Source organism: Vibrio sp. 10N.286.52.C3 (assembly GCF_041468865.1).
Lineage (GTDB): Bacteria > Pseudomonadota > Gammaproteobacteria > Enterobacterales > Vibrionaceae > Vibrio > Vibrio crassostreae_C.
Genome location: NZ_JBFRJM010000016.1, coordinates 155503 through 166984 on the forward strand (window position 1 = coordinate 155503; position 11482 = coordinate 166984).

Sequence of the window (11482 nt, forward strand, 5' to 3'; positions counted from 1 at the left end):
TTTGGAGCCAATTTTTCATGTTTTGATCAACGTTTTTGCGGTTTGGACATAATTCCTTACTATCATTACTTCTCTCTCCTCATCAATTCGAGCACAATAGCGCGAGTTAATATTTTCGATTGTGACGCGCTAGAGCCCATAGCGTGCAGGGAGTGGTAAGTTAAGTGAAGCAGATACCAAGACACCAGCAGATTGTAGACCTGGTAAAAACACAAGGATATGTGAGCACCGAAGAGCTCGTAGAGAAGTTCGATGTTAGCCCACAAACCATCAGACGAGACCTCAATGAGCTGGCTGATAGCAACAAAATCCGTCGTTATCACGGTGGTGCAACCATTCCTCTTAGCTCAGAAAACACCTCTTACAACACGCGTAAAGCGCTTAACTTCAATGAAAAAGATGTGATTGCCGACGAGCTGGTTAAACACATTCCAGATGGTGCAACCTTGTTCGTTGATATCGGCACCACACCAGAATCCGTGGCACGCGCGCTGAACAAAAACCACAAACAACTCAGAGTCGTGACTAACAACATCAACGTTGCCAGTATCCTGCTACCAAACCCAGAGATAAAGGTTATCTTGGCAGGTGGCGAAGTGAGAAACCGTGATGGCGGTATCGTGGGTGAAGCAACACTCGATTTCGTGAAGCAGTTCCGCCTCGATTTCGGCATTCTAGGGATCAGCGGCATCGACTTTGACGGCTCACTGCTTGATTTTGACTACCATGAAGTTCGAGTGAAGCAAGCTATCATCGAAAACAGCCGCAGCATCTTCCTGGCAGTCGACCACAGTAAGTTTGGTCGTAACGCGATGGTTAAGCTCGGCAATATCTCTCAGGCCCACATGGTGTTTACTAATAAGCAGCCACCGGAAGAGATCCTGAACATCCTCAAGGATTCATCGATCCCATTGGAAGTGATCGAGACCGCGTCTCAACCACTAGCGTCGGACGAATAAAAAAACGCTCAGAAATCATGTTCATTAAAAGAGCCCATTATTGATAGATCACTTTATCGATAATGGGCTTTTTTGTTACTTGGAAAGTCGCACTTGAACATGATTAATATCACTTCTATGCTCGAATGAGAGTTATTTGGAACCTTCGCTGTCATAAGCGAAGGTTTTTTTATGCGCAAATCACATAAAACGCGCATAAACGAAAATAATAAATGACCGCAAACGAAAGTTCATATAGGATTCAATTATGTTCTAAAATGCTCGTTCGCTCAGAAAGAGGTCAAAACCATGAGTGCTCAACAAAATAATTCAAACAACAGTACATCTTCCACTTTAGACTTGATCGTGATTGGCGGCGGCATCAATGGTGCAGGCATCGCGGCAGATGCAGCAGGTCGTGGTCTAAACGTTGGCTTATACGAAGCAAATGATTTCGCGTCTGCGACGTCTTCTGCTAGCTCAAAGCTTATCCACGGTGGGCTACGCTACCTTGAACATTACGAATTTCGTTTGGTTTCGGAAGCACTCGCTGAACGTGAAGTCTTGTTAAGAAAAGCGCCTCACGTTGCTCAGCCAATGCGTTTCCGTTTACCTCATCGACCATTTTTACGCCCAGCTTGGATGATTCGCTGTGGCCTATTCCTTTACGATAACTTAGGTAAACGTACGACGCTTCCTGGAAGTAAAACGGTGAACTTGGCTCAATCAGGTTTGCTTAAACCAGAAATGAAAACAGGTTTCGAATACTCAGACTGCTGGGTAGATGATGCGCGTATGGTATTGCTGAACGTGTTGGCGGCGAAAGAAAACAACGCAGAAGTACGTAACTACTGCCGTGTTGAAAAAGCGCACCGCGAAGGTGGTATTTGGCATGTGACGATCCTTGATGTGATGACAAACCAACGCTTTGAACGCAAAGCAAAAGCGCTTGTTAACGCTGCTGGTCCTTGGGTTAAACAGTTCTTTGATGATGGATTAGAGCAGGCTTCGCCTCGTAATATTCGTCTGATCAAAGGCTCGCACATTGTTGTGCCACGCATTCATGACGAACCACAAGCGTACATTCTGCAAAACAAAGATAATCGCATTGTGTTCATGATCCCTTACCTAGATAAGTTCTCGATCATCGGTACTACCGATCTTGAATACAAAGGCGACCCACGCAACGTTGCAATTGATGATGTCGAAGTGGATTACTTGATTGATATTGTTAACCAACACTTTGTTAAACAGCTTGGTCGTGAAGATGTGGTTTGGACATACAGTGGCGTAAGACCACTTTGTGACGACGAATCAGATTCACCACAAGCGATCACTCGAGACTACACATTGGAATTGGACGCAGAGCTTGATCAAGCACCACTGCTTTCGATCTTCGGTGGCAAGTTGACCACTTATCGTAAGCTCGGCGAAGCGGCACTTAATAAGCTTGAGCCACACCTAACCAACATGGGCGCACCATGGACAGCGAACGACACGCTTCCAGGCGGTAACTTTAGTTGCAGCAGAGAGCAGCTTGCGAAGATGATCCACACGAAATACCCTTGGGCATCTGAAGCGTTATTACTTCGCTACGTGACTCAATTTGGTACTTACACATGGAAACTATTGGAAGGCGCAAATAGCGAAGCTGACCTTGGCATCCAGTTCTCAAGCGAAGCCCATGGCGTTTATCAAGTTGAAATCGATTACTTGATTAATGAAGAGATGGCGATGACTGACGAAGACATCTTGTGGCGCAGAACCAAACTTGGCTTATACATGAGCGAATCCGAGCAGCAAGCGGTGACGGATTACCTGAAAGAGAAACTACAAAGCAAGGTAGTGAGCTTTTCTCAAGTAGGCTAACCCCACCAGCCTAAGCATGGTTCAAGAACATACTTAACAACGAAGCTTAGCGTCCCCCGCGCTAAGCTTTTTTATTGCCTGCTATTCCGACCTAAGAACTCGATTGATCGTCTCCTTCGCACGGACTGAGGCTTTGTTCACTCCCCCATTTTCAACAAAAACTAAATAGTGTTTTATTAATCCGGTTGATTATCAACTTCATAAAAGGTTGCTATTCTTTACCTCAATGAAACGACACATTTAAAAACGCTCACCATGTCAGCGCTTTAATAAGGAATCTATTCCATGCAAAAAGTTATTCTGATCACAGGCTCTACCGATGGTATCGGCTTCGAAACGGCAAAAGTACTTGTTCAACAAGGTCACCACGTTTTATTGCATGGACGTAACCCAAGCAAACTTAAAGACGTTGAGCAGCAACTTATCGCTCTCTCTACGGAAGCGAAGATCCAAAGCTACGTGGCCGATCTGTCCATTCTGGCAGATGTTGATGCGCTGGCTGACGAGGTGATTGCCGAGCACGAGAAGATTGATGTACTGATCAACAACGCGGGTGTGTTCAATACTCCAAACCCAATCACCAAAGACGGTTTAGATGTTCGTTTTGCTGTGAACACAGTATCGCCGTATCACCTGACCAGACGCCTGTTGCCAGTATTGAATTCATCGAGCCGTGTGGTGAACTTATCGTCGGCAGCGCAAGCAGCAGTGAACATCGAAGCGCTAGAAGGTAAGAAACCAATGTCTGATGGTGACGCTTACGCACAAAGCAAGCTTGCGATCACTATGTGGACTCGTGAGATGGCAAAAGAGTTAGGCTCTACGGGGCCAATGGTGGTTGCTGTCAACCCAGCTTCGTTACTAGGCAGCAAGATGGTGAAAGACGCTTATGGCATTGCAGGCGGCGACCTAAGCATCGGTTCTGATATTCTGGTTCGCGCATCATTGTCTGATGAGTTCGCACAAGCAGGCGGTCAATACTTTGATAACGACAACAACACGTTTGCTAACCCGCACCCAGATGCGATTTACGGCGATAAGTCACAACAAGTTGTCGCTAAAATTGAAGAGATCATCAAAGCAACGCTTTCTTAATGACAGCTATGCTCAAGTGATTTTCTGATTCCAAGAAAAAGCCCTACGTGACTAACGCATAACTTAGTCACGTAGGGCTTTTTCGTTAAATCTATCTGATTCTACTTTTGTTCCCAATACGGTGGATTACCATAATATTCAGAGAAGTAGTCAATGAAAGCTCTCACCTTTGGTGCAAGTAACCTTGTGCTTGGGTACACAGCCCAAATTGCAGGCTCTGATGTTAATGGGTAATCTTCTAATATTTGAACCAGCTGACCGCTTTTCAGTTGTTCATAGGCACACCAATTCGATGTCACCGTGATCCCCATACCACCTGAGGCTGCGTCACGCAGTGCTTCCCCGTTATCTGCCCTGAACGACCCAGATGCCTTAATCGTCTTAGGCCCGCTTTCAGCATTGAAGGTCCAGTTTTCTAAACCAATTAAGCTAATACATTGATGATCGTTAAGATCTCGAGGTGTGGCTGGCTTACCATATTTGATTAAGTAATCAGGCGATGCACACACAATACGCTTGTCTGTCGCAAGTTTTCGGGCAATCAGAGTCGAGTCTTTCAGCTCCGAGATACGAATCGCGATATCAAAGCCACCCTCAACAACATCCACCATCGAATCTGATAGCCTGAGATCGACTTTTAACCCAGAGTAGCGCTCTAAGAATCCAGGTAAGGCAGGAACAAGATGCAAACGTCCAAAAGACGCAGATGCGGTAACTCGCAACGTTCCGGTTGGAGAATCACAACCCACACCGACCGCCGATTTGGCAGCATCCACGCTCGATAACACTTCTTCAGCATGAGGTAAGAATGCTTCCCCCTCTTCGGTTAAAGAGACCTTACGAGTGGTTCGGTGGACCAAGCGAACGCCTAAATTGTCTTCCAGTTTACTGATGTGCGAGCTTGCAACAGCAGGAGACAAACCAAGCTCTTGCCCAGCCATGCTGATGTTATGTGTGGAAGCTAAACGAACAAACAATTTGAGGTGTTCAATATTCATGAGATTACCAATAAAATCTTAAAAATCGTGTACCAGTAACCCTCATTATGCGTCATTAACATAACAATACAACGTATTAACTCAGTTGAATTGTGAAGAAGTGATTGAGCCAAAACGAAAAAAAACTCCCGAAGGAGTTTTTGTCTAAGTCTGTAATTCGCCATTTAGCTAGTCAGCAAAATTGCCAACTCACTAGCCAGTTAAACGAGCATGCAGTGAATCTTTAAGCTCAGAACGATCATGTTTCAATTGGTGCATCGAGCCGTCATCAATGGGTGAATCTTTCAGCTCTAGTTTACGAATCTCTTTATCAAGGTTGTCGTATGTCTTCATATCTTCTGCAAAGCCATCGTCAGTTTTAGCAAGCTCAGCAATTTTGTCTTTCATTTCAGGAAATTCGTGAACAAGAGAGTGATTTTCACCTAGCATAGAAACCTCTTAAGTTGAGTAAAGTGATTGGTAGTACACATTCATTATTTACCTTAGCAAGGGACTCAAATAACAAATGAGATCCAGTACACAGCCTAGAATATAGACAGTTCAGATTCACAAATTTACAACATCCACCAAGAAAATGGCTTTGCTGATTTTGAATTGTCTCAGCAACGGAAGTAGGTTTATGGCGATTATCCCGCCTCGAAAACAATACTTTTTTCGATTTTTACTTAGCCTGCAAGTATCGTTTTTAACTAAACGCTACCAAGCAAACGTCTGAATAACACTGTCTTTAGCCATTGGGTTTGATGCTATCGCATGGTTCACCTTAGCCAAAAATTGCTCTCTTGAATCAAGCAGGAAACCTTTCTGAGTCACGATGTTATTACCATGGTCGCCCCAATAGAAAGTGTCGATGTTTAGATTCTCAAGCAGATACTTTTCTTCTTCTAAGATCTGAAGTTGCGTCGGCATAACGAACTTGCCATCTTTTACTTCTTGTTCCATCACGGTTCCTGGCTGAATCGCTAACGCCATTGGCGCTATCTGCTCGGGCTTCATGATATTCAGTAATCTTGTGGTCTCGACAATATGTTCACGTGATCGATCACGACCGCCAAGGCCGAAGATAAACGAAAGTAAGGTTTCAATGCCGGCTTCTTTGGCTAATTCCATGCCTTCGATCGCTTGTTCTGGTGTCATGCGCTTTTTGATGTTGTCGAGTACAACCGCATCGCCTGACTCCAACCCCGCATAAGCCATAGTGAGACCGGCACTTTTAAGCTCTTTAAGTTCGCTCAAGCTTTTACGACGGAAATCGTTCAAACCACTATAGAGCGATACTTTTCTGCTTTCTGGAAAGGTATGACGAAGCTTATCCAAAATCTTAAGGAGATAATCCGTGCGGGCGGCCATCACGTTGCCATCGATAAGGAAAATTGATTCAACATAAGGATAAATCAGGCGAGCTTCTTCGATATCTTTAAACACATCCTCAATATCACAAACCTTGAATCGTTTATCGCTGAACATATTACAGAACGTGCACGTGTTGATACTGCAACCTAAAGTGGTTTGAATCAGAATGCTCTTCGCCTCTGTCCATGGACGATATACTTTTCCCTCGTAATTCATATTGGTTTCTCCGGTCTATAAGCACGAGAGCGTGCTTTAATAAAACAGAGTTTATCAACACCAGTATTCATTGATAATTCGCGATATAGTCGAATCAGTTTTTAGATTTTGTATAAAATAAAAGCCTTGTGACAACACAAGGCTTTGTAGGGGTAACTCTCTACCGGAGCAGCTGAAAATGTGTTTCCACAAAAGAAGATTAGCTGCTGCACCCTTGGGTATGAACTCGATTCATGTCGTCACCGACTTGTGCTTCTTGAGACCCCGTCGATTGGCATCCTGCCACGAATAACAGCGTTACAGATAAGATAAGCCATTTCATAATAAATCCTCTTTCGGTCATGACTAAAGCATAGTGCTTAAAAGCGCGGATACCTCAGTCATTAACTAAAACCTTACCTACCGATAAGGCCTTGGTTAATGAACAAAGCATCGCTTCTTTAACTAACGACCTGCTTTTGTACAAAAAACTTTCACTTCAACGAATGAAAATCGTACAAGAGCGAAAATAGGACAGCTATGGAACTAAGAATAAGAACTAGAAGTCAGTCACTCGTCGCCAAACGTACAGCCGCTTCTGCATGAATGGCTGTGGTATCAAACAAGGGAACATCAGTGTGTTGCTGCTGAATCAGGAGGGCGATTTCAGTACAGCCCAGAATAACGGCTTCTGCACCTTGTTGGCCTAGCTTCTCAATGATTTGACGGTATACATCTCGAGATTCTTCTTTTACTTGGCCTCGACACAGCTCTTGATAAATGATGTTGTGGACTTTCTCTCGGTCACTCTCATCAGGAATCACCACATCGATACCGAATTTGTTAGTCAGACGGCCTTTATAGAAATCTTGTTCCATGGTGAAAGCGGTACCGAGTAATCCAACTTTCTTTACACCCTGTTCAAGCAACTTCTGCGCTGTGGTATCAGCGATGTGCAAGATAGGAATCGTGACCTTCTCTTCGATCTCAGGAACGATCTTATGCATGGTATTGGTACAGATCAGGATGAAGTCCGCTCCGGCTTTCTCTACCGATAAAGCCGCGTCCGATAAGATATCCGCCGTCTCAGCCCAGCGACCTTGATGTTGAAGCTTTTCTATCTCATCGAAGTTCACGCTGTACATACAAACCTTTGCAGAATTGAGCCCGCCGAGTGTGGCTTTAACGCCCTCGTTGATGGATTTGTAGTAGCTCACTGTCGACTCCCAACTCATACCGCCGAGCAAACCGATCGTTTTCATTTTGCTATTCCTTTAATTTCCGACTAACTCGATTAAACCGTCATGCATTGAAAATTTATAGTACGTTCTTGCTTAAAGCGAACCCATAACCCTTATTCCTTTCAAACGATTGCTTTCAAACCGTTCATTCCCAAAACCTCCGCTCACAAAAAAGGCTCGAATTTAAAATCCGAGCCTTTGAAGTTTTGACCAAGGGTATACTTGGCGTTAGTACACCTCACACCAATCTAATTTCATGTCGATCAGTGTCCAATCCTCTCTGGAATTCGCCTCATCTAGCGCTTTATCAAGCTTGCCAACGTGAGACTCACGATCGTACTGCCACTCGCGCTCAGCATCAGTGTGATGAACAATCATCGCCATTGAGTTGGGTTGGCTCGTAGCCCATTGCATCATCGCTTGGTCACCGTCTGAGTTGCCGACCGCTAGAATAGGTTTCTTGCCGATAATATGCTGAATGTTAGTGACCTTTCCGGCTTTGTCATCAATGGTCAAAATGGACGAGTCTTTAGTAACGGTTGGCTTACCATCGTTGTAGCTGTAGTTGTATTTAAGCGCGCTACCGATGATTTGCTCTGTAGGAATATTATAAGCTTGTGGAGCCCACGCTCTCATGAAATCAACGCCTCCGCCCGACACAATATAAGTCTTAAAGTCATGCTCTTGCAGGTAAGTCAGCATCTCTTTCATTGGCTGATAAGTAAGGTCTGTGTAGGCTTTGTTGAAGCGTTTATCTTTTGTTACCGTCAGCCATTGCTCAACGTCTTGCTGGTATTGCTCAACAGTCATACCAGAATGTGTCGCCATGATGATTTTCAATAGCCCTTCTTCACCGCTGCCCAGAACGCTCTCAATATCACCTTCGAGTACAAACTTAAACGGTGCTTCGGTTTTCCATTCAGGGTGATCAGGCGCCATCTCTTTTACACGATCTAGTGCAAAGGCTAATTGGAAGTAATAAGGCTTTTCCGACCAAAGCGTACCGTCGTTATCGAACACGGCAATGCGATCTTCAATTGCCACGAACGTATCAGACTCAGCTTTAGTGGCTTGCCCAACAAAGTCGACGATAGCGGATTTGCTCTCGCTGTCCTTCCAAGAAGGCAGCAAGTTGGGATCACAATCTTTAGCAAAAGATGAGAAAGAGAGACTGGATAAGATCGCGACAGATAAGAGGGTTATTTTCTTCATAGCAACTACCATGTTGTTGAATTAATTGTAGGGTTTAATTCAATTCATCCTAGTTGGTCTACTCTGATTTGCCACTTATGAACACTATAACCAATGCTCATGTTGGTATTAGATTAGTACCACAGCTAAGCTGGCTGAGGGTGCTCTGCGATGTATTTATCGAGAACTTAAAAGGAGACAAACAAAAAAGCAGAACTTCAATTCCTCAAAGTTCTGCTTTATCAATCCATGACTGCTTACACTCTGCGCTTTTTGAAAGCGTGCCAGCCAGCGCTGAGAATTGTTTTTACCACCACACCGAGTGCGCTTAGTTTTGGGTCGGCTTTCTTGCCAGAGGCAATGCGCCACATCTGATGTTCATACCAAACCAGCCCGACCATCGCCACCTTGTCTAATGCGGGTTTTCCTGTGGTTGGCACCGTTAGTGGCATGCCGTGGCTAGGGTTTTCAATTAACTTGTTAGGGAAATCAGGATCAACCGCCATTGTTCGCGCAATACCAATAAAATCGGTCGCCGAGGTGTTTAATGCTTCATTCATTGCTTGCGCGGTTCGAAAACCACCCGTGACCACCAGCGGTGTACTCACGAGTTTTCTCGCCTTAACCATGTAATCCATAAAATACGCTTCACGTTTTACTGTGCTGGACTTGATTGATTCAGCTTTGCTCTTTGAACCCATCATTGATGGACTTTCATAGGTGCCGCCAGAGATCTCAATCAGGTCGATACCGTTATCACTCAGTGTTTGCACAACCTGCATCGACTCTTCTTCAGTGAAGCCACCTTTCATGAAGTCGGCGCTGTTGAGCTTAATTCCGACAGGGAAATCTTCACCAACCTCTTTTCGAATCGCGCGATAAACCTCAAGCACGAAACGAAGTCTGTTTTCGAGTGACCCACCCCATTTGTCTTGGCGTTGATTGTGTCTCGAAGACAAAAACTGACTGACAAGATAACCATGAGCACCGTGAATCTGTACACCAGTAAAACCCGCTTGTTTTGCAAGCTTTGCACTCAGCGCGAATTTATCAATGATTGCGATTATTTCCTTCTCAGTCAGAGCTCGTGGCGTATTAAAGCCTTTTTCTAATCCACGCTCTAAAGAGATAGCCGAAGGAGCAACCGGGCTATCACATAAGAATTTAGAAATTTGCTTACCTGGGTGATTCAGCTGCATCCATATCTGCGAACCATTCTGTGTTCCGGCACTCGCCCACTCACGAAATACGCTTAAATCACTGTGCTCATCCAACACCACGTTTTTAGGTTCACCAAGCGCACCTCTATCGACCATCACGTTACCCGTCATGGATAGACCAATTCCTCCTTGAGCCCAACGCTGGTAAAGCGTGACTAAACCTTGCTTAGGGTTATGATGTTTATCACCTAGCTGTTCACTCATTGCCGATTTGAACAGGCGATTTTTGATCACTTGGCCATTAGGAAGAAAAAAAGGGTCGTTGAGGCAGATTGGATTCATGCGCGTGGTTACTTTCTTGGGTTTATACATTCAGTCCAGTATGCCCTATTTTATCCGACAGTTCTGAGCATTTAACGCCTATTTCGAAGCAAGTTTCACTCAATAATAAAATGCCAGCGGCATAGCAACTGACATTAATCGATTATAAATAGAATCTCAAAAACTGGGCTGACGCTGCTGAAATATGTCAACCAGAAAGGCTCGAACACCCTTTACGCTCATGGTAATTGTCGTTATTGTGATTCTCTACGCCATCATCACAAGGACTGTCTGAGAGTTATGAACAGCACGATTGAAACTATTCTGGGGCACCGCTCCATTCGTCAATATACAAATCAACCGATTGAAAAAGCACAACTTGATGTGATTATTCAGGCTGGTCTCGCGGCTTCATCATCGAGCTTACTGCAGGCTGTTTCTATCGTGAGAGTGACAGACAAAGAGAAGCGCAAACTGTTAGCTGAATACGCAGGTAACCAAGCTTACGTTGAGAATGCGGCTGAGTTTTTAGTGTTCTGTATCGACTATCAACGCCACGCTCAGATCAACCCTGAAGTGAAAACCGACTTTACTGAACTGACCCTGATTGGCGCTGTCGATTCTGGCATCATGGCGCAAAACTGCATGTTGGCTGCTGAGTCTCTAGGTTTAGGTGGCGTGTACATTGGCGGGCTGCGTAACAGCGCACAACAAGTCGATGAACTGTTAGAACTACCACAACATACCGCCGTGTTGTTTGGGATGTGCTTAGGTCATCCGGCACAGCAACCAGAGGTCAAGCCTCGCCTTCCAGCTCACGTGGTGATGCACGAAAACCAATACCAACCGCTGAGCCTAGATGACATTGCCAGCTACGATGATTCGATGCAAAGCTACTACGCAAGCCGTTCAAGCAACCAAAAACAGAGCAGTTGGTCACAGCAGATCACGCAAAAGCTGTCTGGCGAATCTCGCCCGCATATCCTGCCTTACTTGAACAGCAAGCAGCTGACCAAGCGTTAAGCCGTTAAGCCGTTAAGCCGTTAAGCCGTTAAGCCGTTAAGCCGTTAAGAGCTTGCAACAAACCACAGCAAACAGCAGTACAATCGAGTAGGAGGAGG

11 protein-coding genes are annotated in these 11482 nt (G+C 44.9%); 4 read left to right on the forward strand and 7 right to left on the reverse strand.

Going from position 1 to position 11482, the window contains the following annotated elements:
- The first annotated feature begins 164 nt into the window (after positions 1 to 164).
- The 3 genes from AB4138_RS07135 (at position 165) to AB4138_RS07145 (ending at position 3902) form a co-directional block, all read left to right on the forward strand.
- Entirely contained in the window at positions 165 to 959 is a 795-nt protein-coding gene (locus AB4138_RS07135; protein WP_004740378.1) for a DeoR/GlpR family transcriptional regulator, read from the forward strand.
- Positions 960 to 1247: 288 nt separating this feature from the next.
- Complete coding sequence (glpD, locus tag AB4138_RS07140; RefSeq protein WP_372137897.1) at positions 1248 to 2807, forward strand: glycerol-3-phosphate dehydrogenase; 1560 nt, start codon at positions 1248 to 1250, stop codon at positions 2805 to 2807.
- Between the two features lie 285 nt (positions 2808 to 3092).
- On the forward strand, positions 3093 to 3902 hold the full coding sequence (locus AB4138_RS07145) for an SDR family NAD(P)-dependent oxidoreductase (protein WP_372305453.1): 810 nt from the start codon (positions 3093 to 3095) through the stop codon (positions 3900 to 3902).
- A gap of 101 nt (positions 3903 to 4003) precedes the next feature.
- On the opposite strand, the gene AB4138_RS07150 is transcribed toward AB4138_RS07145, so the two are convergent.
- From AB4138_RS07150 to AB4138_RS07180, 7 genes are all read right to left on the reverse strand, one after another.
- Complete coding sequence (locus tag AB4138_RS07150) at positions 4004 to 4900, reverse strand: LysR family transcriptional regulator (RefSeq protein ID WP_372111738.1); 897 nt, start codon at positions 4898 to 4900, stop codon at positions 4004 to 4006.
- A 192-nt stretch (positions 4901 to 5092) separates the two neighbouring features.
- Positions 5093 to 5329, reverse strand: coding sequence for a YdcH family protein (locus AB4138_RS07155; protein ID WP_065606862.1), 237 nt, complete (start codon positions 5327 to 5329; stop codon positions 5093 to 5095).
- Positions 5330 to 5596: 267 nt separating this feature from the next.
- The gene (locus AB4138_RS07160) at positions 5597 to 6469 is read right to left on the reverse strand and encodes a radical SAM protein (RefSeq protein WP_372057863.1); all 873 of its coding nucleotides are present in this window, start codon (positions 6467 to 6469) and stop codon (positions 5597 to 5599) included.
- A 199-nt stretch (positions 6470 to 6668) separates the two neighbouring features.
- Entirely contained in the window at positions 6669 to 6791 is a 123-nt protein-coding gene (locus tag AB4138_RS07165) for a hypothetical protein (protein ID WP_258182976.1), read from the reverse strand.
- Between the two features lie 223 nt (positions 6792 to 7014).
- The gene (locus AB4138_RS07170) at positions 7015 to 7710 is read right to left on the reverse strand and encodes an aspartate/glutamate racemase family protein (RefSeq protein WP_372057865.1); all 696 of its coding nucleotides are present in this window, start codon (positions 7708 to 7710) and stop codon (positions 7015 to 7017) included.
- A 207-nt stretch (positions 7711 to 7917) separates the two neighbouring features.
- Entirely contained in the window at positions 7918 to 8901 is a 984-nt protein-coding gene (locus AB4138_RS07175; RefSeq protein ID WP_102332358.1) for an HAD family phosphatase, read from the reverse strand.
- A gap of 236 nt (positions 8902 to 9137) precedes the next feature.
- A complete protein-coding gene (locus tag AB4138_RS07180) occupies positions 9138 to 10382 on the reverse strand; it encodes an NADH:flavin oxidoreductase/NADH oxidase family protein (RefSeq protein WP_372305458.1) in 1245 nt (414 codons plus the stop codon).
- Positions 10383 to 10661: 279 nt separating this feature from the next.
- Between AB4138_RS07180 and nfsA the strand changes: the two genes are divergently transcribed.
- Positions 10662 to 11384, forward strand: coding sequence for an oxygen-insensitive NADPH nitroreductase (nfsA, locus tag AB4138_RS07185; protein ID WP_086968828.1), 723 nt, complete (start codon positions 10662 to 10664; stop codon positions 11382 to 11384).
- The last annotated feature ends 98 nt before the right edge of the window (positions 11385 to 11482 follow it).